The 24,976-nt window shown below is 74.0% G+C and carries 21 protein-coding genes and 1 pseudogene; 10 read left to right on the forward strand and 12 right to left on the reverse strand.

The window, feature by feature from the left end; genetic code table 11:
- Positions 1-312 precede the first annotated feature (312 nt).
- Positions 313-1,173 carry a class II fructose-bisphosphate aldolase gene (locus tag ACZ4MF_RS24095; protein ID WP_467493987.1) on the forward strand — a complete coding sequence of 287 codons (861 nt, stop codon included), beginning with the start codon at positions 313-315 and terminating at the stop codon, positions 1,171-1,173.
- An 8-nt stretch (positions 1,174-1,181) separates the two neighbouring features.
- Here ACZ4MF_RS24095 and ACZ4MF_RS24100 read toward each other — a convergent pair whose 3' ends face one another.
- Positions 1,182-2,315 (reverse strand): methyltransferase, encoded by a 1,134-nt coding sequence (locus ACZ4MF_RS24100; protein WP_467493988.1) that lies wholly within the window; start codon positions 2,313-2,315, stop codon positions 1,182-1,184.
- 79 nt (positions 2,316-2,394) lie between these two features.
- On the opposite strand from ACZ4MF_RS24100, the gene ACZ4MF_RS24105 reads away from it, so the two are divergent.
- Genes ACZ4MF_RS24105 through ACZ4MF_RS24115 form a run of 3 tightly spaced genes read left to right on the forward strand, consistent with a single transcriptional unit; the run spans position 2,395 to position 5,061 of the window.
- Positions 2,395-3,045, forward strand: a complete 651-nt coding sequence (locus ACZ4MF_RS24105; RefSeq protein ID WP_467493989.1) for an alpha-ketoglutarate-dependent dioxygenase AlkB family protein — start codon at positions 2,395-2,397, stop codon at positions 3,043-3,045.
- Positions 3,046-3,091: 46 nt separating this feature from the next.
- A complete protein-coding gene (locus tag ACZ4MF_RS24110; RefSeq protein ID WP_467493990.1) occupies positions 3,092-4,330 on the forward strand; it encodes an ROK family protein in 1,239 nt (412 codons plus the stop codon).
- Positions 4,327-5,061 (forward strand): NUDIX domain-containing protein, encoded by a 735-nt coding sequence (locus ACZ4MF_RS24115; protein WP_467493991.1) that lies wholly within the window; start codon positions 4,327-4,329, stop codon positions 5,059-5,061. Before ACZ4MF_RS24110 ends, ACZ4MF_RS24115 begins: the two co-directional genes overlap by 4 nt.
- Before the next feature lie 145 nt (positions 5,062-5,206).
- Here ACZ4MF_RS24115 and ACZ4MF_RS24120 read toward each other — a convergent pair whose 3' ends face one another.
- Genes ACZ4MF_RS24120 through ACZ4MF_RS24130 form a run of 3 tightly spaced genes read right to left on the reverse strand, consistent with a single transcriptional unit; the run spans position 5,207 to position 7,286 of the window.
- Positions 5,207-6,115, reverse strand: a complete 909-nt coding sequence (locus ACZ4MF_RS24120) for a phosphotriesterase family protein (protein WP_467493992.1) — start codon at positions 6,113-6,115, stop codon at positions 5,207-5,209.
- A complete protein-coding gene (locus ACZ4MF_RS24125; RefSeq protein ID WP_467493993.1) occupies positions 6,112-6,690 on the reverse strand; it encodes a DUF4865 family protein in 579 nt (192 codons plus the stop codon). The genes ACZ4MF_RS24120 and ACZ4MF_RS24125 overlap by 4 nt, the downstream gene beginning before the upstream one ends.
- 5 nt (positions 6,691-6,695) lie before the next feature.
- Positions 6,696-7,286, reverse strand: coding sequence for a TetR/AcrR family transcriptional regulator (locus ACZ4MF_RS24130; protein ID WP_467493994.1), 591 nt, complete (start codon positions 7,284-7,286; stop codon positions 6,696-6,698).
- 207 nt (positions 7,287-7,493) lie between these two features.
- On the opposite strand from ACZ4MF_RS24130, the gene ACZ4MF_RS24135 reads away from it, so the two are divergent.
- Genes ACZ4MF_RS24135 through ACZ4MF_RS24145 form a run of 3 tightly spaced genes read left to right on the forward strand, consistent with a single transcriptional unit; the run spans position 7,494 to position 11,094 of the window.
- Positions 7,494-7,787: an SHOCT domain-containing protein gene (locus tag ACZ4MF_RS24135; protein ID WP_467493995.1), complete on the forward strand. Its 294-nt coding sequence runs from the start codon at positions 7,494-7,496 to the stop codon at positions 7,785-7,787.
- A complete protein-coding gene (locus ACZ4MF_RS24140; RefSeq protein WP_467493996.1) occupies positions 7,784-8,536 on the forward strand; it encodes an ABC transporter ATP-binding protein in 753 nt (250 codons plus the stop codon). Before ACZ4MF_RS24135 ends, ACZ4MF_RS24140 begins: the two co-directional genes overlap by 4 nt.
- Positions 8,533-11,094, forward strand: coding sequence for an ABC transporter permease (locus tag ACZ4MF_RS24145; RefSeq protein ID WP_467493997.1), 2,562 nt, complete (start codon positions 8,533-8,535; stop codon positions 11,092-11,094). The genes ACZ4MF_RS24140 and ACZ4MF_RS24145 overlap by 4 nt, the downstream gene beginning before the upstream one ends.
- A gap of 924 nt (positions 11,095-12,018) precedes the next feature.
- On the opposite strand, the pseudogene ACZ4MF_RS24150 reads toward ACZ4MF_RS24145, so the two are convergent.
- A pseudogene (locus ACZ4MF_RS24150) lies at positions 12,019-12,498 on the reverse strand (ATP-binding protein); the annotation flags it as partial.
- Between the two features lie 251 nt (positions 12,499-12,749).
- Positions 12,750-13,073: a hypothetical protein gene (locus ACZ4MF_RS24155; RefSeq protein WP_071374519.1), complete on the reverse strand. Its 324-nt coding sequence runs from the start codon at positions 13,071-13,073 to the stop codon at positions 12,750-12,752.
- A 304-nt stretch (positions 13,074-13,377) separates the two neighbouring features.
- Here ACZ4MF_RS24155 and cds1 point away from each other — a divergent pair, with 304 nt between their 5' ends.
- Positions 13,378-14,502 carry an L-cysteine desulfhydrase Cds1 gene (gene cds1, locus ACZ4MF_RS24160; RefSeq protein ID WP_467493998.1) on the forward strand — a complete coding sequence of 375 codons (1,125 nt, stop codon included), beginning with the start codon at positions 13,378-13,380 and terminating at the stop codon, positions 14,500-14,502.
- A gap of 61 nt (positions 14,503-14,563) precedes the next feature.
- Here the strand turns inward: cds1 and ACZ4MF_RS24165 are convergent, their stop codons facing one another.
- Entirely contained in the window at positions 14,564-15,025 is a 462-nt protein-coding gene (locus ACZ4MF_RS24165) for an SRPBCC family protein (RefSeq protein WP_467493999.1), read from the reverse strand.
- A gap of 77 nt (positions 15,026-15,102) precedes the next feature.
- Entirely contained in the window at positions 15,103-15,945 is an 843-nt protein-coding gene (locus tag ACZ4MF_RS24170; RefSeq protein WP_467494000.1) for a DeoR/GlpR family DNA-binding transcription regulator, read from the reverse strand.
- A gap of 296 nt (positions 15,946-16,241) precedes the next feature.
- On the opposite strand from ACZ4MF_RS24170, the gene ACZ4MF_RS24175 reads away from it, so the two are divergent.
- A complete protein-coding gene (locus ACZ4MF_RS24175) occupies positions 16,242-18,617 on the forward strand; it encodes a hypothetical protein (protein WP_467494001.1) in 2,376 nt (791 codons plus the stop codon).
- Between the two features lie 26 nt (positions 18,618-18,643).
- On the opposite strand, the gene ACZ4MF_RS24180 is transcribed toward ACZ4MF_RS24175, so the two are convergent.
- The 4 genes from ACZ4MF_RS24180 to ACZ4MF_RS24195 all read right to left on the reverse strand — a co-directional run bounded on the left by ACZ4MF_RS24180 (position 18,644) and on the right by ACZ4MF_RS24195 (position 23,411).
- Complete coding sequence (locus ACZ4MF_RS24180; protein WP_467494002.1) at positions 18,644-21,082, reverse strand: right-handed parallel beta-helix repeat-containing protein; 2,439 nt, start codon at positions 21,080-21,082, stop codon at positions 18,644-18,646.
- 231 nt (positions 21,083-21,313) lie between these two features.
- On the reverse strand, positions 21,314-21,922 hold the full coding sequence (locus ACZ4MF_RS24185; protein WP_467494003.1) for an Rv1733c family protein: 609 nt from the start codon (positions 21,920-21,922) through the stop codon (positions 21,314-21,316).
- Positions 21,923-22,108: 186 nt separating this feature from the next.
- Positions 22,109-22,933, reverse strand: coding sequence for an MOSC domain-containing protein (locus ACZ4MF_RS24190; protein ID WP_467494004.1), 825 nt, complete (start codon positions 22,931-22,933; stop codon positions 22,109-22,111).
- Positions 22,934-22,976: 43 nt separating this feature from the next.
- A complete protein-coding gene (locus ACZ4MF_RS24195; protein WP_467494005.1) occupies positions 22,977-23,411 on the reverse strand; it encodes a DUF6643 family protein in 435 nt (144 codons plus the stop codon).
- A 287-nt stretch (positions 23,412-23,698) separates the two neighbouring features.
- Here ACZ4MF_RS24195 and ACZ4MF_RS24200 point away from each other — a divergent pair, with 287 nt between their 5' ends.
- Positions 23,699-24,973 (forward strand): TerD family protein, encoded by a 1,275-nt coding sequence (locus ACZ4MF_RS24200; protein ID WP_467494006.1) that lies wholly within the window; start codon positions 23,699-23,701, stop codon positions 24,971-24,973.
- Positions 24,974-24,976: the final 3 nt, after the last annotated feature.

The raw sequence follows: 24,976 nt of genomic DNA on the forward strand, positions 1-24,976 counted from the left end.
CGCCCTGACGCCCTGACGCCCTAGCGCCCTAGCGCCCTGACGCCCTGACGCCCTAGCGCCCTGACGCCCTGGCGCCCGCGCAGCGCCGGCCCCGGCCGGCGCGCGGCCGGGCTCCCGCCGGCCTTCCCCGATGCGTGGCCCACGCGCAGCCACCGCCCAGCCACCGCCCGCCCGGCCCCGCCGCCCATCTCCGGCGGCAGCCCGGCTCACCCTCTGCCGGCAGCCGGCCGAGCCCTGGCCGTTTCCGGTCGAACCTCCGGCCGCCCCGCCCCTGCGGCCACCCCCGGTCCGCGTTTCGGAAGGACACCCGAAGTGCCCCTCGTGAACACAGGCGAGCTGATCACCTCCGCTTCCGCGGCCCGCTCCGCGGTCGCCGCGTTCAACGTCATCACCCTGGAACACATCGAAGCCGTCATCGCCGGCGCCGAGTCGGCCGAAGCCCCCGTCGTCCTCCAGGTCAGTGAGAACGCCGTCAAGTTCCGCTACGGACGGCTGTTGCCGCTGGCCCGCGCCGCCGTCGCCGCCGCCGAACGGGCCACCGTGCCCGTCGCGTTGCACCTGGACCATGTGCAGAGCGACGACCTGTTGCGTCAGGCGCCGGGCGCGGGGTTCGGCTCGGTGATGTACGACGCGGCCCGGCTGCCGTACGCCGACAACCTCTCCGTCACCCGGGCCGCCGCCGACTGGGCGCATTCCCAAGGACTCTGGATCGAGGCCGAGTTGGGGCAGGTCGGCGGCAAGGACGGCAGACCTCCGCTGGACGCCCACGCGCCCGGCGCGCGCACCGATCCCGACCAGGCCCGTGACTTCGTGGCCGGAACCGGCGTCGACGCGCTCGCCGTCGCCGTCGGCAGCGTGCACGCCATGACCACCCGCACGGCCCGCCTCGACCACGCACTGCTGAAGCAGCTGTCCGCGGCGCTCGCCGTCCCGCTCGTCCTGCACGGCTCCTCCGGCGTACCGGACGACGGCCTGGTCGAGGCGGTCGCGGGCGGCATCGCCAAGGTCAACGTCGGCACGGCGCTCAACGTGGCGATGACCGGGGCGATCCGGGAGTTCCTCGCCACCCACCCCGAGGCCGTCGACTCGCGGAAGTACCTGAGCGTGGGGAGGGAGGCGATGGCGGACGAGGTACGCCGGATCATCGGGGTGCTGAGCCGCACCTTCGGCTGACCGGTCGTTCAGTCCTTCCTGACCGCCCGCAACACCACGAACTTCGGGTCGGAGGCGACCAGTTCGCTGTTGCCGAACAACCGTTTCAACTTCACGTGGTACCCGAGATGGCGGTTGCCGATCACCCACAGCTCGCCGCCCGGCCGCAGCGCGCGCTTCGCGCCGGTGAACATGCGCCATGCCGTCGCGTCGGTCGTCGCCTGGTGGGAGTGGAACGGCGGGTTGTTCAGGACGAGGTCCACGCTGCCCGGGGCCACCCCGGCCAGCCCGTCGCCGACCCGGAACTCCGCGTGCCCGGGCACCCCGTTGGCCTTGTACGTCGCCTCCGCCGAGGCCACCGCCTGGAACGACTCGTCGACGAACAGCACCTCGGCCGACGGGTCCGCCAGCGCCACCGCCGTACCGACGACGCCGTTGCCGCAGCCGAGGTCCACCACACGGGCGGCGCCCGGGCCGGGCAGGTGCCGCAGCAGGAAACGCGTGCCGATGTCGAGACGGTCGGCGCAGAAGACGCCGGCGTGGTTGACGACCGTGCGCCCGGAGGCCGGCCCGACGTCGTCCGGGAGGGCGTAGGTGTACGGCCACGGGTTCGCGGGCCGCTCCAGCGCCGGGTCCGGGGTGCAGAAGATCAGCCGGGCCTTCTGCCGGGCCAGCGAGGTGCGGGTCGGACCGAGGACCCGCTCGAAGAGCTGGAGCGTGGAGGTGTGGATCTCCTTCACCATGCCGGTGCCGACGACGACCGTGCCCGCGTGCACGGCGGGCGCCAGCCGCAGCAGCTGGTCCTCCAGCAGGGCGAGGCTCTTCGGCACCCGTACCAGCAGCACGTCCACGCGCTCCGGCGGCGGGTCCTGGGTGGTGAGCAGCTGGACGGCACCCGGCTCCATGCCGGCCCGCGCCAGATTCGCCCGGGTCGCCTCCTGGCTGAGGAAGGAGTCGGTGATCTGCGTCGGGTGGTACGCGGCGAGCGCCGTCGCCAGTGCGCCCCAGCGGTCCCCGACCACCACGACCGCGCCGGTGAGCGGCACCTGTTCCTCGGCCAGGTGGCGCAGCAGGTACGCGTCGGAGGCGTCCCAGGCACGCAGCCGGTCGCGGGGATCCTCGGGGAAGCGGGTCAGCTCGACCTCGCCCCACGGTGTCGTCATACGGTCGCTCATCGTGCCCCCAGGCTAGCGGAGCCGCAGATCAGGGGTGGTGCGGCGGGCCTGCGCCATGATGGAGCGCGTGGACGCGGAGCTGTTTCCCCGGGAGAGCGCGCAGGTCGCGCCGGGCGCCGTGCACGCCCCGGGCCGGCTGGACGACGAGGAGCAGCGGCACCTGCTGGCCGCCTGCCGGGACTGGGCCCGGCCCCCGGCCGGACTGCGCACGGTCCGCACGCCCGGCGGCGGCACGATGACCGCCCGGCAGGTCTGCCTGGGCTGGCACTGGTACCCGTACGCCTATGCCCGCACGGCCGTCGACGGCGACGGCGCCCCGGTGAAGCCCTTCCCGGCCTGGCTCGGCGAGCTGGGCCGCCGCGCGGTCGCCGACACGCTCGGCCCGGCGGCGGTCCCCTCGGCGCCGTACGACATCGCGCTGATCAACTTCTACGACGGCGACGCCCGCATGGGCATGCACCGCGACGCCGACGAGCGCGTGGACGCACCGGTGGTCTCGCTGAGCCTCGGCGACACGTGCGTGTTCCGCTTCGGCAACACCGAGACGCGCGCCCGGCCGTACACCGACGTGGAGCTGCGCAGCGGCGATCTGTTCGTCTTCGGCGGGCCGTCCCGGCGGGCCTACCACGGGGTGCCGCGCGTACGTCCCGGTACGGCACCGCCCTGGCTGGGTCTCGGCGGACGGCTGAACATCACCCTGCGGGTGAGCGGGCTGTAGCAGGCGGCCCGGACCCACGGTTGCGGATCATGGGAGACTCGCCCTCATGAGCGGCAAGGCGGACCCCCGGACGGAGGGGGAGAGGACGACCCCGAGGGCGCGACTGGACCGGGGGCGCGGCGCGCTCGGGCCCGCGCTGGAGCTCGTGCACACCGGGCGCGCACCGACCCGGGCCGTGCTCACCGCCGAGCTCGGGGTCACCCGGGCGACGGCGGGTGCGGTGGCCGCCGAGCTGGAGGCGCTCGGGCTGATCCGGGTGGACGCCCGGCCCGGCGCGGCCGCCGGCTCCCAGGGCCGGCCCTCGCACCGGCTGGAGCTGGCCGAGGACGGGCCGGTGGCGCTGGCGGCCCAGGTCCACGCCGACGGGTTCCGGGCCGCGCTCGTCGGCCTCGGCGGCCGGATCGTGGCGACCGCGCCGGGCTGCGAGACCGTCGACGCCGACCCGGCGAAGGTGCTCGGCTCGGTGGTGGAGGCGGGCGCCGAGCTGTTGCGCACGACCGGCCGCCGCTGCGTCGGCGCCGGGCTCGCCGTACCGTCGGCCGTAGCCGAACCCGACGGACTCGCCCTCAACCCCCTGCACCTGGCCTGGCCCGTCGGCGCCCCCGTCCGGCGGATCTTCGCGGAGTGCGTGCGCGCCGCGGGCCTCACCGGCCCCGCGTTCGCAGGCAACGACGTCAACCTCGCCGCGCTCGCCGAACACCGGCACGGCGCCGGCCGGGGCGCCCGCGACCTGCTGTGCGTGGCCACCGGGCACCGGGGCGTCGGCGGTGCCCTGGTCCTCGACGGCCGTCTGCACACGGGCAGTTCGGGCCTCGCGCTGGAGGTCGGCCACCTCACGGTCAACCCGGAGGGCCGCCCCTGTCACTGCGGCAGCCGTGGCTGTCTGGACGTCGAGGCGGACCCGCTGGCGCTGTTGGTCGAGGCGGGCCGCGAGCCGGGCCCCGAGGTGTCCCTGCTCCAGCAGGCCAACGACCTGCTGCGCACGCAGCACGGCGACCCGACCGTCCGTACGGCCGCCGAGGCGCTCATCGACCGCCTGGGCCTCGGTCTCGCCGGGCTCGTCAACATCCTCAACCCCGACCGCATCATCCTCGGCGGCCTGCACCGCACCCTGCTGGACGCCGACCCCGGCCGGCTGCGCGCGGTCGTCGCGGACCGCAGCCTGTGGGGCCAGAGCGGCGGCGTACCGATCCTGCCGTGCACGCTGGACCACAACAGCCTGGTCGGCGCGGCCGAACTGGCCTGGCAGCCGGTCCTGGACGACCCGCTGGCGGCCCTGCGGTGACCGCGCACGGCCCCGCGACGGTGGAACTCCTGCCCGCCGTACGCCTGCGCCTGGTCGAGACGGCTCTGCCGGCACTGTCGGGACCGCACCGCTCGGCGATGGACGAGGTGTGGGAAGAGGCGGTCCGTGCGAACCCGGCCCTCTTCGACGGCCCGGCGGCAGCACTCGTCGGGGTGGAGCGTGACGGGGCGGACGGCCTGGTGCTGACCTGGGCCCGGGCCACCTACCGGTACCGCGCGCTGCGGCACGTGCCCGGCTCGCCCGCGCTCTCGTCCCTGTTCGTGGCCGTGGTCCAGCCCGCCGACGACGGCCGTCTGACGGTGGGCCGGATGTCCCCCTCGACCGCCGCTCCCGGCCGCTGGCAGCTGCCCGGCGGAACCGTCGAACCCCCGGCCGGGCCCCACGAGTTGGACCTTGCGGCGCTGCGTGCCCACGCGGCCCGCGAACTGGCCGAGGAGACCGGCTCCGACACCCCGCCCGAAGCCCTGACCTGGTGGCTGACCACCCGGGGCGAGCGCGGCGGCGTCGGCGTGCTGTTCCTCGCCCCGCCGCGTCCCGCACCGGATCTGCACGACCGGTACGCCGAGCTGGTGGCGGCGGAGACCGCCCGCGGTGACGATCCCGAGTTCGACCGGATCGAACTGGTCGGCTCACCAGCGGACCTGTCCACCCTCCCGGGCCCGCACGTGGACTACCTGCACCCGGTCCTACGCCACTACGCCGACAGCTGAGCCTGGTCACACCGCCGTCGGCGCCGTCACCAGCGGCCCCGCTCCGGCGCCGAATCCGCCCGGCTCCCGGCCGCCCGGTCGCGGACCGCGCGCTGGGCCCCGGCACGCGCCGGAGGACCACCCCGCGCACGAGGCCGACCAGCACTCACCGCCGGGCGATCCCGAACGCCCGCCCCGGATGCTCCGTGAGGATCCGCTCCACCAGCTCCGTACCCAACTCCGCCACCAGCCGCGGCCGCACCCTGCGCAGCAGATACGGCATGCCGGGCCCGCCGTCGACCGAGCGGGCGCCGGCGAGCACGGTGTCGCAGCCGAGCAGCAGCCGGTCGGCGAAGCCGGCCTCCGCCAGGTCGCGCACCGCGCCGGGCATCCGCCAGTCGGTGGCGTGGTGTGCGCGGGACGGCCCGTCGAAGGCCAGCCAGCAACCCGAACGCGCGGCCTCCCGCTGCACCACCGGATCGGGGGAGCGGTTCAGATGCCCGAGGACCACCCGCTCACCCGGTACGTCCAACTCCCCGCACAGCAGGTCCAGTACGTCCAGCGCGCCGGTGCCCATCTCCAGGTGCACGGCGATGGGCGCGCCGGTGGCACGGCTCGCCTCGGCCGCCGCCGTCATCGTCCAGCGGGCGTGCGCGTCGAGCGCGTGGAAGCCGCCCGCCACCTTGATCAGCCCGGCCCGGACCCCGGTCGTACCGATACCCTCGGTCAGCTCGGACACGAACACCTCCGCCAGGCGGCCGCGCAGCCCGGCGAGCAACTCCGGTGTGTAGTGCGCGGCTTGGTGCAGGCCGGTGGCGCACACCAGCGTCACTCCCGTGGCCCGGGACAGCTCGGGCAGGTCCGCCGCCCGGCGCCCCAAGCCGTACGGCGTCCACTGCACGACGGCCGCACCGCCCGCCGCCCGGAACGCCCCCAGTTCGGCCCGGGCCGCGGCGGTGTCGTTCAGCTCCTGGCCCGGGAACATCGGGCTGGTCAGGAAGAGATGGTCGTGCGCGTCGCACACGCCCAGGTCCTCGGGTGCGATGTCGCCGAGGACCGTACGGACGCGACTCACCACTGCCGGCCCCGCGGGAGCCGGTCCCGGCCGGGCGCGGACAGGTGCAGCACCTGGAAGACGTCCCCCTCGGCCTTCGGGGTGTCATGCTCCCACAGCGAGAAGTGCACCAGCTCCCACGCGCGCGTGTCCACGGCCGCCGCCGCCAGCACCGCGCCGTCCTCGGCGGCCAGCCGCTCCGCCTCGGCGACGGCATCCTCCACCGTCCCGGCCAACTCCACGCCCTCCGCGACCGGTTGACGGCGCCGCACGGCGAACGCCGCGCGCGTACCCGTCCCCTCGGCGCGGCCCAGCCCGGTCCACTGCCGTACGGTGGGCCTGCCGAAGTCGTTCACCAGCCCCTGGAAGGCGCCGCCCCACAGGAAGCGGTTCATGCCCTCGACCGTGTTCCACAGGTAGAACGGTGCGTACTGGTTCACCACGGAGCCGTACCGCCCGCGTTCGCGCAGCAGGTACGCCTTGAAGCCGAGGCCGTCCCAGTCGTCGAGCAGATGCCCGATCCGGGCGACCCGGGTACGGATGATCCCCGTGTCGTAGTCGGCGGGGAGCGTCAGCTCGTACTGCATGGCATGCATCGGATTCAGCGGTCCTTTCCGGTGGCCGGAGGAGTCAGCAGGGAGAGCAGGCCGCGAACGCCCGTGTCGAACGCGGCGGGGGAGCCCGAGGCGCGGGCGAGGACGTAGCCGCCCTGGATCGTCGCGAGGACGGCCGCGCCGATCTCCTCGCCGTCCAGTCCGGGCGCGAACTGCCCCTGCCGCTTGCCCTCTTCGACGAGCTCGGCGATCCGCCGCCGGATGAACGTGATCGTCTCGTCCACCGGTGCGCGCAGCTCTTCGCTGGCGATCACGTCCGGGTCCATCGTGAGGCGGCCGACCGGGCAGCCGCGCAGCACGTCACGCTCGCGCAGCAGGTAGGCCTCGATGCGCTCGTACGGCGTGCCCGGCCCGGCGAGGACGCGCTCGGCCGTGGCGCGCAGTTCGTCGGCGGTCCGCCGGATCGCCGCCAGGGCGAGATCGGGCTTGCCCTTGAAGTGGTGGTACATGCTGCCCTGGCCCGCGCCCGCGCGCTCCAGGATCGCCTTCGGGCTCGTGCCCACGTAACCGCGCTCCCACAGCAGCTCGCGCGTGGACTCGATCAGTCGTTCCGGGGTGCTCATGCGGCTACTGTACATACTAGTCGTTACAACTCGCCAGTCCCCGAGTAGCGTCCGTTCCGAGGAGCGCCCGACCGCGCGGAGCAGGCGCACCCCGTCGCCGTACTCCCCAGGGGGTACACGCGGTGCCGCCGGCCGCACGACGACCCGGGCCCCCTGCCGGAGGGAGTCTCGTGGCGTCCCCGAAGACCGGGGACGACGCGACGACAAGGGAGATGACCCGAGATGCAGACCCTGGCGAGCTGGCACGGCGGGCCCGGCCCGTGGATCCTGTTCTTCCCGCTGATCTGGGCGGCCGTCGTGATCGGCGCCGTCACCCTGCTGCGCCGCACCGGGTGGCGCGGTCGCGGCGGCCCCTGGTACCGGCCCGCCGACGGCGGCCGCCCGGCCGGGGACTCCCCGCTCGCGGTGCTGGGCCGCCGCTTCGCCTCCGGCGAGATCGACGAGGACGAGTACTGGCGCCGCCTGTCCGTCCTGGACGAGCAGTTCGGCCGCACGGGCAAGGGCGGCCCGGCATGACCACGACGACCGCACTGCGGAAGGCCGCGGCCGGCGTGAGGGACGCGGTCAAGGTGTACGGCGGTGGCCACACCGCCGTACACGCGCTCGACGGTGTCACCGTGGACTTCCCGGCCGGACGCTTCACGGCGATCATGGGCCCCTCCGGCTCCGGCAAGTCCACGCTCATGCACTGCGCGGCCGGCCTCGACACCCTCACCTCCGGCACCGCCCGCATCGGGGACACCGACCTGGGCGCGCTGGACGACCGCCGCCTGACCCTGCTGCGCCGCGACCGGATCGGGTTCGTCTTCCAGGCGTTCAACCTGGTGCCGACCCTGACGGTCGCCGAGAACATCACCCTCCCGCTGGACCTGGCCGGCCGGCGCGGCGACCCGGCGTGGACCGACGCGCTCGTGGACGTCGTCGGGCTGCGCGACCGGCTGCACCACCGGCCGTCCGAACTCTCCGGCGGCCAGCAGCAACGCGTCGCCGTGGCACGGGCGTTCGCCGGCCGGCCCGACGTCGTCTTCGCCGACGAGCCCACCGGCAACCTCGACTCCCGCTCCGGCGCCGAGGTCCTCGGACTGCTCGGCCGGGCCGTGCGGGAGATGGACCGCACGGTCGTCATGGTCACGCACGACCCGGTGGCGGCCGCGCACGCCGACGAGGTGCTCTTCCTCGCCGACGGCCGCCTGGTCGACCGCATGGCAGCGCCCACCGCCGACCGCGTCCTGGACCGCATGAAGGCCTTCGAGGTGCGGTCATGAACGCCTCGCTCCGGCTGAGCCGCGCCTCGCTGCGCGCGCACCGACGCCGCTTCGCCGGCACCTTCCTCGCCGTGTTCCTCGGCGTCGCGTTCCTGACCGGCACCCTCGTCATGGGCGACACGCTCAGGTCGAGCTTCGGTGCCATGTTCGGCGAGGCCACCGTCGGCACGGACGCCGTGGTGCGCGGCGCCGACGCCATCACCGCCCCCGGCCAGGGCCAGGGCGTACGGCAGCCCGTCGAGACCTCGCTGGTGCGCACCGTCGAGCGGGTACCCGGCGTGGCCGCAGCCGTCCCGGACATCGAGGGGCGCGGCCAACTCGTGGGCGCCGACGGCAAACCCGTCGGCGGTCAGGGGCCGCCCACCCTCGCCGGGAACTGGATCACCGACCCGCGGCTCAACCCGTACCGGCTGGCCGAGGGCCGCGGCCCCGCCCGCACCGGCGAGGTCGTGGTGAACCGGGGCGCGGCGAAGAAGGCGGGCCTGAAGATCGGTTCCACCACCACCCTGCGCACCCCCGACCCGGTGCGCGTGACCGTCGTGGGCCTCGCCACCTTCGGCGGCCAGGACGGCATGGCCCAGGTGACCTTCACCGGCATGACCCAGGCGGATGCCGAGCGGTATCTCACCGCCCGGCCGGGGCAGGCGGCGGCCATCGACGTGCGGGCGGCGCCCGGAGTCGGTCAGAGAGAGCTCGTGCGGCGACTGACTCCCGCACTGCCCAAGGGAGTCGAGGTCATCACCGGGCAGCAGTCGGCGCGCGAGAACACCGACATGGTCTCCGGCCAGTTCCTGACCCTCTTCACCACCTTCCTGCTCGTGTTCTCCGGCGTCGCCCTGCTCGTCGCCACCTTCTCCATCCACAACACGTTCGCGATCGTGGTCGCCCAACGCACCCGCGACAACGCCCTGTTGCGGGCCCTGGGCGCCGCCCGCCGGCAGGTGACCGCCATCGCCCTCGCCGAGGCGCTCGCGGTCGCGCTCACCGCCTCGCTCACCGGGCTCGCGGGCGGCATCGGCATCGCCGCCGGGCTCCAGGCGCTCTTTCCCGCGATCGGTTTCCCTTTCCCCGACGGAGAGTTGGTGATCAAGACCCTGTCGATGGCGCTGCCGTTCGCGGTCGGCGTCGTGGTCTGTGTGGCCTCCGCGCTGCTGCCCGCCGTGCGCGCCGGACGCACCGCGCCGCTCGCCGCGCTGCGCGAGACGGACGTCGACACCTCGGGCGCCTCCCGCTCGCGTGCGGTCACCGGCGCCGCCCTCGGCGCGCTCGCGCTCGCGGCGACCCTCGGCGGTGTCCTCGTGACCCCGTCCGTATGGCTCGCGGGACTCGGCGCGCTGCTCGCCCTGGCGGCCTTCGTCGTCCTCGGGCCGGTCGCCGCGACCACCGTCGTACGCCTGCTCGGCCGTCCGCTGGACCGGCTGCGCGGGGTCACCGGCGGCCTCGCCCGGCGCAACGCCCTGCGCAGCCCGAAGCGGACGGCCGCCACCGCGAGCGCGCTGATGATCGGCGTGGCCGTGGTGTCCCTGTTCACCGTCTTCGGCGCTTCGCTGAAGGCCACCATGGACCAGACGGTGTCCCGGTCCTTCGCGGGCGACGTCGCCGTGAGCAACCCGGCCTTCGGCGCGGGCGGCAGCGGACTCAGCCCCCGGCTCGCCCCGGCTCTGAACCGGCTGCCCCAGGTGGACACCGCCGTCGGTCTCGGCCGCGGGGTCGCCGAAGTCGACGGCAGGGGCAGGGCGTTGACGGTCACCGACCCGGCCGCGCTCGCCCGCGCCTTCGACCTCGGCACGGTCACCGGTTCGCTGCGCGACATCGGCACCGACGGCATCGCCCTCACCCGGGCGGAGGCCGGCCGGCAGCATCTGCGCACCGGTGACACCGCCCGCCTGACCTTCACCGACGGCACGAGCGAGAACTTCACCGTCCGGGCCGTGTACGGCCGCTCCGAACTCGCCGGCGACTACGTCATCACCCGGGCCGCCTGGGCCCCGCACCGTACCCAGGACTCCGACACCCTGATCGCCGTCACCTTCAGGCACGGGGTGGGCGCCGACGCGGGCAAGGCGGCGGTGCAGCAGGTCGCGGCACGCTACGGCAACCCGCAGGTGCAGACCCGCGACGAGTACGCGCAGTCCTCGGCGGGCGGGATCGACATGATGCTCACCCTCGTCTACGCCCTGCTCGCCCTCGCGGTGCTCATCGCCCTGCTCGGCATCGCCAACACCCTGACCCTCGCGCTGCACGAACGCACCCGGGAACTGGGGCTGTTGCGGGCCGTCGGGCAGACCCGCACCCAGCTGCGGGCCATGGTCCGCTGGGAGTCGGTCCTGGTCGCCGCGTTCGGCACGGTCGGCGGACTCGGCCTCGGCGCCTTCCTCGGCTGGGTGCTGGTGAAGGCCTCCGACGGCGCGAGCGACACCGCGTTCGCCTTCGTCCTGCCGCCCGCACGGCTCGCCGTGGTCGCCCTCGTCGGCCTCACCGCCGGCGCCCTCGCCGGCCTGCGCCCGGCCCGACGAGCGGCCCGCCTCGACGTCCTGCGGTCGATCGCCATGCAGTGACCGCCCCGAGGAGCGCGGGACCCGCCGGGCGCGTCCGCGTCGGATCTGCTGCCGGGTGCGGTGTGCCCTGGAGTGGGTGGCGCGGCCGTCGGGGTCCCGGGGGCGCGGGGTCTGTTGCGGTCGGCCGGGTGGGATCTGGAGCCGGGGATGGTCCGGCGTGGTTCGGCGGGCGGGTGTGGTCGTCCGGTTCACGGGCTGCGGGGTCCACTGCGAGTGGCCGCGTGGGGTGTGTGGCCGGGCTCGGTCCGAGCTGATCTGGTGGGCGGGCGCGGCCGTCGGGGTCCCGGGGGCGCGGGGTCCGTTGCGGTCGGCCGGGTGGGATCTGGAGCTGGGTATGGTTCGGCGGGTGGGTGTGGTCGTCGGGGTCCCAGGGGCGTGCGATCCGCTGTGACCGGCCGCGTGGGATCTGCAGTCGAGCAGGATCTGACCCGGTTCGGCAGGTGGGTGTGGTCGTCCGGGTTGGATTCCGGGGTGCGGGGTCCACCGCGACCGGCCGCGTCGGGACTGCAACCGCGTTCGGTCCGACCCGGCTCGGCGGATGGGCGTGGTCGTCGGCGTTCCGGGAGTGCGGGAACTGCCGCGATCGGCCGCGTCGGAGGTGCAGCCGGGTACGGTCCGAACCGGCCCGGCGGGCAGGCGCGCCCGTCCGCGTCCGGAGGCGGCCTCACCGCCCGGTCAGCCGGGAACGGCCGACCGGGCGGGAGCCTGTGCCCCGGGCCCGGCGGAGGCGTGTGCCACCGCGGGAACGGGAGCCGGGGACGGGGCCGGTGCGGGCGCAGGAGCCGCGCTCGCGGCAGCGACGGCGGCGCCCACGGGCGTTCCGGCGGTCACCACAGCTGCGGCGGTCACGGGAGTCCCCGCGGCCACCGAAGCCGCCACCGTGACCGGCACCGTGGCCACCACGGGCACGGGTACCGGCGTCGGCCGGGCCGGCTGTGCCGCCCGTGCCGGACGGTGCGGGGCCTGCGCCGGATGCGTCCGGGCCTCCTCCGGGGCGGGCAGCGTGAACCACACGACCTTGCCGTTCTCGCCGTCCGGCCGCGCGCCCCAGCTGTCGCTGACCGCGGCCACCATCGCCAGCCCCCGGCCGCAGGTGGCCAGCGGCCCGACGTCCGGCGCGTCCGCGGCCGTGTCGGCCGGCACCGGCAGCCGCGGGTCGCTGTCGCGCACCGAGACCGTGAGCCGGTCCGCCAGCAACTCCAGCTCGACGGTGCACGTCTTGTCGGGTCTGGCGTGCCGGTGGACGTTGCTCAGCAGCTCCGTCACACCGAGTGCGGCCCGGTCTATCAACGGGTCCATATGCCAGTAGCGCAACTGCGCAGATACGATTCTGCGGACCTGGCCGATCCGCGACGGCAGGGCTTGAAGCTCCACCGTGCAGTGCCTGCTCGGATGACTGATCACGGCTCGCGACTCCCCGATGTAGAGGTCCGAAGGGACCGGAAGAACACGGAGAACAACGGATCCAGCAGGGTGCTTGCGTCCAAACGTCGCCTGCTGTCATGGCCGGCGGGCTGGTTCGCAGCGTTATCGCCGGTAAACCCAGAGTGACGTGTGTGAACAGCGTGACAGGGCGGATGCGCGCCCGCAACTCGCCGCGGCGCGACGCTGCTCGGAGTGTGTGACCGGTTCCCCCACCCGCGGCCCTGCGGCACTCAACCGCCGCGGCCGGCGGCCCGGCGCACCGCCTCGATGAACCGCCGGGCCGCGGGCGGCCCCGGCTCGCCGGGGGCGGGGTCGTGCTCGCCCAGCGTCAGCAGATACCGCTGGCCGTTGAGGTCGGCCAGTGCCCGGTCGTCCGCCGCGAACCACGGCTTCGACGCCCGCACCGCCTGCACGGGCGCACTGTCGATCTCGCTGCCGTAGCTGTTGAGCAACTCCAGCCTGCCGTCGTTGATCCGGACCTGCCCGGCCCGCGTGAGCGAACGCAGCCGCTTGCCGATCCGCACGCCCGTGGCCGTGAACTCCGGCTCCGCCATCGCTTGCAGCCCCCTTGCGCGTGTGCTTCCGCGACCCAGTGTGCGCCCCTGGGGACGACAGGTCCCGTCGCGTGCAGTCTGCCCCGAGGGGGCCGAGAGCACCAGTACACGCGGGGCGCGTGCGACGACCGCCCGGAGCACTCCCGCCAGTGCGCCCCCGGTCGGCGCGCCCACCTGTGCCCCAGGGCCGCTTTGGGTCGCCCAAAGATGCGTTTATGCAGGTGGGACGCGGTGTCAAAGATGCCTATGCTCGACGTGTCGGCCGCGTCAGGCGTTGTCGGCGCCCAGCGTAAGGAGTACCGCCGTGAGCACCACCCCCCGGATCCGCACCGGCGCCACCCTCGACGTGGACCGCAGCGACCCGGCGTACCGCGACTGGCTGAAAGAAGCCGTACGCAAGGTCCAGGCCGACGCCAACCGCTCGGCGGACACGCACCTGCTCCGCTTCCCGCTGCCCGAGCGGTGGGGCATCGACCTCTACCTCAAAGACGAGTCGACGCACCCCACCGGGAGCCTCAAGCACCGCCTCGCGCGTTCCCTGTTCCTCTACGGCCTCTGCAATGGCTGGATCCGCCCCGGTCGCCCGGTGATCGAGGCGTCCAGCGGCTCGACGGCCGTCTCTGAGGCCTACTTCGCCAAGCTGATCGGCGTGCCCTTCATCGCGGTCATGCCACGCACGACCAGCGCTGAGAAGTGCCGCCTGATCGAGTTCCACGGCGGGCGGTGCCACTTCGTGGACGACTCACGGAAGATGTACGAGGAGTCGGCCCGACTCGCGGTGGAGACCGGCGGCCACTACATGGACCAGTTCACCTACGCCGAGCGGGCCACCGACTGGCGTGGCAACAACAACATCGCCGAATCCATCTTCCGCCAGCTGGAGTTGGAGCGCTTCCCGGAGCCGGCCTGGATCGTCGCCACCGCGGGCACCGGCGGCACCTCCGCGACCCTCGCCCGCTACGTCCACTACATGCAGTACGACACCCGCGTCTGCGTCGCCGACCCGGACAACTCCTGCTTCTTCGAGGGCTGGACGACCGGCGATGCCGACGTCACCTGCGACTGCGGCTCCCGGATCGAGGGCATCGGCCGGCCACGCATGGAACCGAGCTTCGTGCCCGGCGCGATCGACCGGATGATGAAGGTGCCGGACGCGGCGAGCGTCGCCGCCGTACGCGCCCTGGAGCGGGCCATCGGCCGCAAGGCGGGCGGCTCCACGGGCACCGGGCTGTGGAGCGCGCTGAAGATCGTCTCCGAGATGGTGGCCGAGGGCCGGACCGGCAGCGTCGTCACCCTGCTGTGCGACCCGGGCGACCGCTACCTCGACAAGTACTACTCCGATACCTGGCTCGCGGAGCAGGGCCTCGACATCACACCGTACTCGGCGGCGATCGACACCCTGCTGACGACGGGCGTCTGGCCGGACTGAGCTCCCGGACGGGCCGGCGGGTGGTCCACGGGCGGTCGGCCGGGACGGCGTCGCGGGCGGGTCAGCGCAGGCGCCGGTCGAGTGCGGCGACCGCCGTGCGAAAGGAGCGGCCGACTCCGGGGCGGGCCAGTCCGCACACCAGCCGGAAGGGCGCCGTGCCGTCGAGGGCGAAGGTCATCCGCACCCGGGTTCCCGAGCCGGCCGGAGCCAGCCGCCACTCCTCTATCCAGGCGCGGGCGCCCGGCGTGTTCGTGGCGTCGACCCGATAGGCGTACACCTCGGGCCCCTTCGCCGCGAGCACCGTCTCCCGGAAACGGATGCCGCCGCGCAGCCGCACCTCGCGCCCGCCCTCGGTCGGCCGGGCGGAGGCGATGGCCGTGAACCACTGCGGCCAGCCGGGCACGTCCTCGGCGAGGGCGTGGAAGACGGCCTCCGGAGGGGCGGCCATGTCCCGTGTGAACACGAGCCGTACCGGCGCGCTGTCGACGAACTCCGGCCCGACCGGGCGCAGACGGTGCGGCATGACGCGAACCCCCTCGTGGAGTCTGAAGTCCTGTCCCGAAGCAGGCAGTTGGGGGAGTCAGCGTAGTTGACGGACCGTCAGATGTCCTCGGTTGCCTCGATGCCGCCCTCGCCCTCGCCCGCCACGATCAGCCGCGGCAGATGCTCCGAGATCTCCGTACGCGCCTCGGCCGGCAGCCCCGCGTCGGTGACGAGCGTGTCCACCTGCTCCAGCGTGGCGAACGAACTGAGGCCCACCGTTCCCCACTTGGTGTGGTCGGCGACCACCACGACCCGGCGCGCGGAGTGCACCAGTCGCCGGTTGGTCTCGGCCTCCGCGAGGTTCGGCGTGGACAGCCCCGCCTCGACCGATATGCCGTGCACACCGAGGAACAGCAGATCGAAGTGGAGGGCGGCGATGGCCTGGTCGGCGACCGGCCCCACCAACGAGTCCGACGGCGTGCGCACCCCGCCCGTCAGCACCACCGTGGCCGCGCCCTGGCGCTGACCCGAGGTGCGCTGCGCCGCGTGGAAGACGTCCGCGACCCGCACCGAGTTCGTCACGACGGTGAGGTCGGGCACCTCCAGCAGATGCTGCGCGAGCGCGTACGTCGTCGTACCGCCGGACAGGGCGATCGCCGCGCCCGGGCTGACCAGCCGGGCCGCCGTCCGCGCGATGTCCTCCTTGGCGGTCAGCTCCAGACCCGACTTGGCCTCGAACCCCGGCTCATGGGTGCTGGCCTCGACCACCGGCACCGCCCCGCCGTGCACCTTCTCCAGCATGCCCTGACGGGCGAGGGAGTCCAGGTCACGGCGCACGGTCATGTCCGAGACCCCGAGCTTGCGGGTCAGCTCGTTGACCCGCACACCGCCCCGGCGCCGGACCTCGTCCAGGATCAGGGCGCGGCGCTGCTCCGCGAGGAGGTTCTGATTCTCACTCACGCACGCACCGGTCCTTTCGCCGCCAACCGTCCGACCCGCCCGCCGCACCGGCTCCGACCAGGAGAATCCGGAGAACCGGGAGTGCGCGGGCGTCCCATCCTTTCACGGCCCGGCAGGGGTCGCGCCACCCGCCTGTCACGACGCGCACATGCCACTCGTGTCGCACGCGTTGCGTCACGACGTCACACGGATCGGGGAGATTCCGTGACGAGCGGTGCGCGGCACCGGCGGAGCGGAGATCCTGTAGCCCGCATCGACTCAGACCGTTCGGCCGTGGGCACGGGAGTGCGACGACAGTGGAACGCGCGCAGAACCGCCCCACGGGGCGGCAGACCGACGGGCCCGGCGAGGCGGGCACCGACCGGGCGGACCGGCCTGCCGCGCCGCAGGCCGAGCTGGAGCTGCTGGTGCACGGGGTCGGCGGCACCACACCCGAGAAGATGCTCGGCGACCCGCGCACGGTCCGGATCACCGGCGACGACACGGCCGCCGTGTTCCGCCGCGCGGCGGACGCCGAACCGGGGAAGGCACCGCGCGGCGACCCGGTGCGGGAGGCGTACGTCTGGTGCAACCTGACCTCCGGAGACAGCAGCCGCGCCCTGTGGCTGTTACTGCTGCCTTTCATGGTGGTCAACCTCGCCCACTGGATGCGCCCCGCCGCGACGGACCGGCCGCGCGCCGTCCGCCTGTACGGCCTCCTCGTGCGCCTCACCGCCCTCACTCTCACCGTGCTGCTGGTGGCCGCCGCCTGCGAGGTGGCCCTGGACCTGGTCGCCTGGCAGTGCGCGGGCGCCCCCGAGTGCGCCCGCCGCCACACCTGGCTGACGTTCTCCGGCGTCGCGGCGTCCGTCGCGGACGGCGGCTGGTGGAGCCTGCCCGGCCGTCGGCTCGCCCTCGCGGCGCTGGTGCCGGTCGCGCTGACCGCCCTGCTCTGGTACCTCTCGCGCCGCACCTGGAGTGCGTACGAGTCGCACCGGCCGATGTCCCGCGAACCGGAGCCGGAGACCGACGGCAGCGCGCTGGCGATGCCCGGCTTCTGGTATGGGCGCCGCCTCGTGGCCCGGCTGCGCGCCGCGCACACCGCGGCCGGCCTGCTGACCGTGGCCGCCGCCCTCGCGACCCCGGCGACCCGCTTCGACCACCGGCCGGGCGGTCCCGTGGCCCTGAACGTCCTGAGCTGGCTGCTGACCACGGCTTTGCTGGCCGGGGCGGCAGCGGCGGTGGGCGTGGTCTGCCGCCGGGGCCGCAGCGAGAACACCCTCGACCGGGCGCTCGACCGGCATCTCGTACGCCGCCTGCCGCTCGCCGCGCTCGGCCTGCTGCTGCTCACCGCGCTCTACGCCGGCTGGTCCCGGCCCGGCTGGCACTCCACCGGGCGGCTGTCCGGCGACCCGGCCTTCGGCACGCTCATGCTGGCCCAGGGGCTGCTCGTGATCGCCCTCGCCGTCGTCGCCCGGGACCTGCACCGCCGCGCTCCCGACCGGCGCGCCGGGATGCGGGGCCTCGGCGGCCCGGCCGTCGCGCTGCTCGCATGCTCCCTGGGCGGTGTCATGTCCGGCGGGGTCGCCCAACGCGTCGCGGGCTGGCTGGACGGCACCGGCGCCCTGCCCGCCGGGCCGCCCGTGCTGCTGACCTGGCAGGCGTCCACGATCCCGCCGGTCCTCGCGGTCCTGCTGCTCCTCGGTGTCCGGCTCGGACTGGGCACCGCCCGGCTCGCCCGCGCCGAACGCGCCCGCATCCGCCACGAGCACCCCGGCGAACCCGAGGACCCCGACCGCACCCGCACCATCGCCCAGGTCCGGGCCATGGCCACCCTCACCGACCGCGCACCCCTCGTCGTCGCCGTGCTGACCGCCACCACCTTCGTGCTCGGCGCCCTGGCCCTGGCCGGCGCCATGACCACCGGCAAGACACCCGACGGCGCAGCCCGCCGCACCGTCGACGTGCTGCGGGAGGCGGCAGAGACCTCGCAGGCGCTGGGCTCCTGGCTGGTCGGGTTCGGCTTCCTGCTGTTCGTGACCTGGGGCCGGCGCGCCTACAAGGACGCCTCGGCACGGCGCACCATCGGCATCCTGTGGGACGTCGGCACCTTCTGGCCGCGCGCCGCCCACCCCTTCGCGCCCCCGTGCTACGCGGAGCGCGCCGTGCCCGACCTGAGCTGGCGGATGGCGACCTGGACGCAGCGCACCGGCGGCCGCCTGGTCCTCTCCGGCCACTCCCAGGGCAGCGTCCTGGCCGCGGCCGCCGCCTGGCAGCTGACCCCGTCGACCCGCAAACGGATCGCCCTGCTGACCTATGGCTCCCCGCTGGAGCGTCTCTACGGCCGTTGGTTCCCCGCCCACTTCGGACCGCCGGCGCTCGCCGCCCTGCACCACGACGTCGCCTGCTGGCGCAACCTCTACCGCCGGACCGACCCCATCGGCGGACCCGTCCGCGTCCCCGACGACACCACGCCAGAGGTCGACCACGGCCCCTTGCGGGACCCCCTCGCCTACGGCCGCACCCCGGACCATCCGCTCCCGGCACCCATCCTCGGCCACTCCGACTACCAGGCGGACCCCGACTTCGACCGGGAACGCGCTCGCCTGCTGGCCCGGTTGCGCCCGGAGCTGCCGGGGCAACGCCCGCGGCCCCGACCGGATCTGCGGCACTCCGCGGGCGGCGTCGACTAGACCGTGCACCAGGTGCCGCCCGGTGCTCAGGGCAGTTCGGGCAGATCCTCCGCGTACAGCAGGGTGAGGTCGTCGGTGCTCGGGTCGGCGAGCTGGGCGACGCGGCTCGCGTGCCGCTCCACCATCGCCTCGAACGTCTGCCGGGCGGTGCGGCCGTTGCCGAACGCCGGGCCCTTCGGGATCGCCGTGAAGTACTTCAGCAGCGCCTCGGACGTGCCCGGCGCCAGCCGGTACTCGTGCTCGTCGGCCTGCTGCTCCACGATCCGCAGCAGCTCCTCGGGGCCGTAGTCGCCGAAGGTGATGGTGCGGGAGAAGCGAGAGGCGACACCGGGGTTGACGGACAGGAAGCGCTCCATCTCCGCCGTGTACCCGGCGACGATCACCACCACCGCGTCCCGCTGGTCCTCCATCAGCTTCACCAGGGTGTCGATGGCCTCCTTGCCGAAGTCCCGCCCTGCGTCCTCCGGTGACAGCGCGTACGCCTCGTCGATGAACAGCACGCCGCCGTGCGCCCGTTGGAAGGCCTCCTGGGTGCGGATCGCCGTGGAGCCGATGTGCTCGCCGACCAGGTCGACCCGGGACACCTCCACCAGGTGCCCCTTCTCCAGCACGCCGAGCGAGGCGAGGATCTCGCCGTAGAGCCGGGCGACCGTCGTCTTGCCGGTGCCGGGGGAGCCGGTGAACACCAGATGCCGTTTGACCGAGGCCGCCTTCAGGCCCGCCCGCTGCCGGCGCCGACCCACCTCGATCATGTCGGTCAGCGCCCGCACCTCGCGCTTGACGCTCTCCAGGCCGACCAGCGCGTCGAGTTCCCCGAGCACGTCCTTCGAGGTGCGCGCCGGCACGGCCGGTTCCGCGGTGTCGGCCACCGGCTCCTGCTCCGTGGTGCGCTGCCCGGGGATCGAGCCGAGCAGACCGCCGGCGTGCGTCGCCGTCTGCACGACGGTCTCCCGCACCGCCGGCGGACGCAGACCCCCGCTCTCGTCGCTGGTGCAGTCCTCCACGACCGGGCCCGTCCCGGCACCGGCGTCCGGGCCGTTGTCGGCGAACTCGAAACCGCCGCGCGCACAACGCTCCGTACGGCACTTGCGCAGGGTCGCCCGGCAGCCGTCGATCACGTGGAAGCCGTACCCGCTGCTGCCGCTGACCCGGCAGTTGAGGAAGCTGCCGCGACCGCCCGCGGAGACGTAGAAACCGGCCTCGGCGGGGGAGTCGACCGTGCACCGCTCGACGGTGGGGTCGGCGCCCTTGGTGACGATCACGCCGGTCTGGGTGCCGTCCAGGGTGCAGTTGTTCAGCGTGCCGCCGCTGCCGTGGTCGCGGAACCAGGCGCCGGTGGCCGCCTCCCGGATACGGCAGTCGTCGAGCTGCGCGGTCGCCCCGTCGCTCACCGACACCGCCGTGTTGCGCACCTGGGACAGGTCGCTGTCCACGACGTCCGCGCGCGAGCCGCGGTCCAGCACGAACAGCGCGTCCGGCACGTCGTGCACCCGGCAGGAGTCGAGGACGGCCGTGGCGCCGTCGCTCACCCACACCGCCGGATAGTCGCCCGTGCTGTCGAAGATCTCGCACTGGTTGGCGTCCACCCGCGTGCCCGGGTCCCACACCGACAGGCCGTTGCGCCCGAACTGACGGACCGTCGTGCGGGTCAGCGTCAGCACCGAGCGGGACCGCAGGTCGACCGCGTTCTCCGGGATGTCGTGGATACGGCAGTCGGCGAGGGTGAGCACCGCGTCGGTGTCCAGCGTGACGCCGTCGGCGGTGGTGCGGTGCACGTCGCAGTCGGTCAGATGGGCGGTGGCGCGCTGGCTCACCTGCACGCCGGAGCCACGGACCTCGTAGATCTCACAACCCACCGCCTCCAGGGCGGAGTTCTCGCCGGTCGCCGTCAGCCCGGGACCGGAGGCGTGATGCACGCGGCAGCGCACCAGGCGCGGGTGGGCGCCGCCGCGGATGGCCACGCCCGCCTGTCCGGCCGCGACGACCTCGCACTCGTCGAACACCCCGCTGCCGCCGTCGAGAACGGCGATGCCGACGCCCGCGGGGTTGTCCACCGTGCAGCGGCGCACGGTCGGGCGGGCACCGCCGCGCACCTCGATGCCGACGGCGGAGCGCGTGACGATCCGCACGTCCATCAGTTCGGGGGTGCCCTCCTCGACCAGCAGCGCCGGTGCCGCCACGTCCTGGCCCTCCACGTGCAGGTCCTGGACCACGGCCGAGGCCCGCACCGTCAGCGGCACTCCCGCCTCGGGCGCGATCCGCACCGATCCGGGGGAGCCCTCGGGGCCGCGGAGCGTCACGGACCGCTGCACGACGAGGTTCTCCCGGTAGGTGCCGGGGGCGATGGTGAGGACGTCGCCGTCGGCGGCGGCCTCCAGGGCGGCGGCGAGAGATGCGTACTCACCCGTGCGGCGCCGCCACCGCGACGTACCGGTGTGCGTCACCTGGACCGTGCCCTGTGCCATGGCGTTGCCGTGCCCCCACCTCGTCGTACTGATGACTCGATCCCGCGCGGGACCGTGCCGCCGGTGACGGGAGCGCGGCGGTGCCCGGACCTGGGGCCGGTGCGCCTGCGCGCTCTTCGAAAACCTGCGTGTCCCTGCGGATCGCTCATCCGCGGGTTGTCGCCGAAAGCGTTTCGGCCGGTCCACCGTAGCGTGTGCGTGCCTGGCGGGTTGACCAGAGCCGTCAGGCCGTCAGCTGCCGGTGCCCGCCTTGCCCCAGTCCGGGCCGGCCCGGTCCCAGGCCTGGTCCCAGCACGCGTACCGCCGGCGGATCATGCGCCATACGACCAGCCGCCGGACACCCTCGACCAGGCCGGCGATCAGCAGGGCCGCGCCGAATCCGGCCAGCACCGCGTGCGTCGTCGCGGTGGGGGAGTCCAGCGGCCGCGTGGTTATTCGGCCCTGCGGGTCCGTCCAGACGGCGAAGTGGTCACCCGCGTGCGGGGACTTGAGGTCCGCCAGGGCCGCGCCGTGCTGCGCGGTGCCGTCCGGTGCGGTCCAGTCGGCGAGGACGCGGTGGCGCGACTCGCGCACCGCGGCGGCGTCGGGATCCGTCTCCAGCGAGGGGGTGTCCTTGAGGGCGCGCACCACCGTGGCGGTGACGAGATGGCGCGTGTGCTGCTGCTCGCGCACCGACCGCTGAAGCGAGCCCTGGGCGACGGCCTCGACCAGACCACCCGTCACGGGCGCGGCCACGGCGATCAGCACCAGCGCCACGAGCGCCACCCATGCCTCGGCCAGATCGGTCGGTCGGCGCAGCGGGTTGTGCCGCCAGCGCCACAGTCCCCTGATGGCCCGCATGTCCCCACCCCCTTCCGCTCCGTCATAGCCCCCGGGGCGGGCGTGCGTCCGTGCCCCGGAGCAAGAGAGAGCGACGTCACGTCCGCCGCGGACGGTCCCGAGCGCGACTTCTCAGGCGATTCTCATGCACTGTCAACGACCGTGCCCCCCTTTCGGTTCCCGTCCGCATCCGGCCGTTGTCGCGTGTCACTCCAGCACCCGCACCGGGTCCCCGACCCTGATGGTGCCGGGCGTGACGGGCACCAGGTTCTGCCCGAAGACCAGCATCGAGCCGGCCCTGCGGTGGCGGGCCAGGGTGAGCAGGGGCTCCCGGCCGCGTACGGCGGTGTCCTGGTCGGTGGTGGTGACGACGCACCGTCCGCTCGGCTTCGCGACGCGCAGGACCACGTCGCCGACGCGGATGCGGGACCAGTGGTCCTCGGCCCAGGCCTCGGTGCCCGCGACGACGAGGTTGGGCCGGAAGCGGTTCATCGGCAGCGGACCCTCGTGGCCGTGAGTGCCCTCCGCTATCAGGGAGTTGAGGGCGTCGAGGGAGGCCGCGGAGGTGACCAGCAGGGGATAGCCGTCGGCGAAGCTGACCGTCTCGCCGGGCAGGGCGTACGCGGGATCGACCGGCCGACGGGTGGCCGGATCGTCCATGTGCACCAGGCGGACGTCCGCCTCCAGAAGGGCGCTGCACCAGGCATGCGCGGGCGGCGCGGCCGGGACCGCCTCCACCTTCGTGCCGAAGATGCTGATCGGCACGGTCTCGCCCGGCTCGGGCACGGTCACCCGCAACGGCGCCCGGCCGGGCGCGGACAGCAGAACGCCGCCGCCGGGCAGCAGCTCGGCGGCGGCCAGCGCGAGGCGCGGCTGCTCGCGCTGGGTGACGACCTTTCCCCCGTCGTCGATCAGTGTCCAGCGCCGGTCTCCGGCCAGGCCCCAGGGCTCCACCACAGCTTCCCGGGGCGCGAATCCCCGGAACGCCTTGACCGGATGGACGTGGATCGACTGCACTTCGGCGTGTTCCATGACGCCATCGTGCCAGGCGGCACCGACAGCGAGGAGGCGCCGGTCAGTAGCCGCGATACTGCTGGTTGTTGTACGGGTCCTGGTAGGGAGCCGGTGCGGGCCGCGGCGCGGGACGCATGGCCTCGTACCCCGTGCCGCCCGCCATCGGGCGCTGCGGCTGCGGGGCCTGCGGACCGGGGTAGCCGCGCGGGGCGCTCGCCTGCTGTGGGATGTACGCCGTGGGCGCCTGCTGGAGCGGCGCGGGCTGCGGCGTCTGCGGGTAGCCGTAGGCGGGGGGCTGCGGTGAGGGGGCCGCCGGGAGGGCGGGCAGTGCCGACGGCAGGGCGGGCAGGTTGCCGCCCATGTCGTAGGCGGCGGGGACCCGGATCGGGGCGATCTGCGGGGTGCCCCGCTCGGCGACGAGGGAGTCGTAGATCGGGGTGTCCGGGAAGGAGGCGGAGTAGTAGCCGCCACCATAAGTGGAGCGGGGGGAGGTCATGGCACATAAGTTAAGCCCACGATGTGCTCGTTGGGGAGACCGATAAGAGGGTTCTTTTCCGTGTCGGCAGTGACCTGGGATCCCCAATCCGAGCGAACTTGGCAAAATGGGGCGCCGACCCGCGTTTGAATCATGTAAAGGGAGACTTTCCGCGGGGTTACCGGCGGTCGACCGGCGATCTTCCGGTGCTGTTCAGGGGAGTTCGCCCGCCCCGGGAATAGGTTGTGCGGGTAGGGATGACCGGACGGCCGGGGGTGCCCGGGAGTCGACACGGATTGGGGCGGGACATGTCAATGCCGAAAGGGTCGAACGCGCCGGTGCCGACCACGGCCCTGCGCGTCGAATTGGGCTGGCGCTCCGGTCCCGGCGTGCCCGGCGCGGACGCCTCGGCGCTGCTGCTGGCCGCCGGACGGGTCCGCTCCGACGGGGACTTCGTCTTCTACAACCAGCCCGCGCACCCCTCCGGCGCCGTACGCCACGAGGGCAAGCGGACGGCCGGCGGACAGGTCACCGACACTCTTTTTGTCGACCTCGCGCGCGTGGAGGGAGCGATCGAGCGGATCGTCCTCGCCGCATCCGCCGACGGCGGCACGTTCGCACAGGTCCCCGGCCTCTACATCGAGGTGACCGACGGAGCGACCGGCTCCGTCGTCGTCCGCTTCGACAGCCCCGGTGCGACCTCGGAGACGGCCTTCGTGCTCGGTGAGTTCTACCGCCGCCAGGGCGGCTGGAAGTTCCGTGCCGTCGCCCAGGGCTACAGCAGCGGTCTCGAAGGCCTGGCGACGGACTTCGGGATCACCGTGGACGAACCGCAGCGCGCCGCACCGCCCACGGTGCTGACGCCGCCGGCACCCGCGACGCCCCCCGTACCGCCCCCGCCGCCGGCGTCCCCCGTGGCACTCCCGGTCGCCGCACCGCCCCCCGCGCCGGTCCGCCTGTCCAAGGTCACGCTCACCAAGGCCGCCCCCTCCGTCTCGCTCGCCAAGCAGGGCGGAACGTCCGGTGCCCTGCGCGTGAACCTCAACTGGCAGGTGCGCAAACAGTTTTCGGGCTGGGGCGGCCGCTGGGGAGGCGGCGGCAGCGGGGACCTCGACCTCGACCTGTGCGCCCTGTACGAACTCGCCGACGGCCGCAAGGGAGTCGTCCAGGCCCTCGGCAACGCCTTCGGATCGCTGCACCGGCCGCCGTACATCCATCTCGACGGCGACGACCGCACCGGAGCCGTGGCCGCCGGGGAGAACCTCACCGTCAATCTCGACCACCTGCGGGACTTCCGCCGCATCCTCGTCTTCGTCACCATCTACGAAGGCGCCAGCTCCTTCGCCGACCTGCACGCCACCGTCACCCTCCGGCCGCAGCACGGCGCACCCATCGACTTCTCGCTCGACGAGTGCACCGTCCCCTCGACGGTGTGCGCGCTCGCCCTGATCACGAACACCGGCGGCGACCTCCTCGTACAGCGCGAGGCCCGCTATCTCGTGCCGGAGCGCGGAGTGAGCCCGCAGCGGACCGTGGACCGCGCCTACGGCTGGGGCATGAACTGGACGCCCGGCCGCAAGTGACCG

The sequence above is a fragment of the Streptomyces sp. NPDC025793 genome (assembly GCF_055558375.1).

Coding starts and splice junctions, on each gene's coding strand:
- ACZ4MF_RS24100 (WP_467493988.1), bottom strand. CDS start 2,315: ATGACGACACCGTGGGGCGAGGTCGAGCTGACCCGCTTCCCCGAGGAT.
- ACZ4MF_RS24110 (WP_467493990.1), top strand. CDS start 3,092: ATGAGCGGCAAGGCGGACCCCCGGACGGAGGGGGAGAGGACGACCCCG.
- ACZ4MF_RS24125 (WP_467493993.1), bottom strand. CDS start 6,690: ATGCATGCCATGCAGTACGAGCTGACGCTCCCCGCCGACTACGACACG.
- ACZ4MF_RS24130 (WP_467493994.1), bottom strand. CDS start 7,286: ATGTACAGTAGCCGCATGAGCACCCCGGAACGACTGATCGAGTCCACG.
- ACZ4MF_RS24135 (WP_467493995.1), top strand. CDS start 7,494: ATGCAGACCCTGGCGAGCTGGCACGGCGGGCCCGGCCCGTGGATCCTG.
- ACZ4MF_RS24140 (WP_467493996.1), top strand. CDS start 7,784: ATGACCACGACGACCGCACTGCGGAAGGCCGCGGCCGGCGTGAGGGAC.
- ACZ4MF_RS24145 (WP_467493997.1), top strand. CDS start 8,533: ATGAACGCCTCGCTCCGGCTGAGCCGCGCCTCGCTGCGCGCGCACCGA.
- ACZ4MF_RS24155 (WP_071374519.1), bottom strand. CDS start 13,073: ATGGCGGAGCCGGAGTTCACGGCCACGGGCGTGCGGATCGGCAAGCGG.
- ACZ4MF_RS24165 (WP_467493999.1), bottom strand. CDS start 15,025: ATGCCGCACCGTCTGCGCCCGGTCGGGCCGGAGTTCGTCGACAGCGCG.
- ACZ4MF_RS24180 (WP_467494002.1), bottom strand. CDS start 21,082: ATGGCACAGGGCACGGTCCAGGTGACGCACACCGGTACGTCGCGGTGG.
- ACZ4MF_RS24185 (WP_467494003.1), bottom strand. CDS start 21,922: ATGCGGGCCATCAGGGGACTGTGGCGCTGGCGGCACAACCCGCTGCGC.
- ACZ4MF_RS24190 (WP_467494004.1), bottom strand. CDS start 22,933: ATGGAACACGCCGAAGTGCAGTCGATCCACGTCCATCCGGTCAAGGCG.
- ACZ4MF_RS24195 (WP_467494005.1), bottom strand. CDS start 23,411: ATGACCTCCCCCCGCTCCACTTATGGTGGCGGCTACTACTCCGCCTCC.
- ACZ4MF_RS24200 (WP_467494006.1), top strand. CDS start 23,699: ATGTCAATGCCGAAAGGGTCGAACGCGCCGGTGCCGACCACGGCCCTG.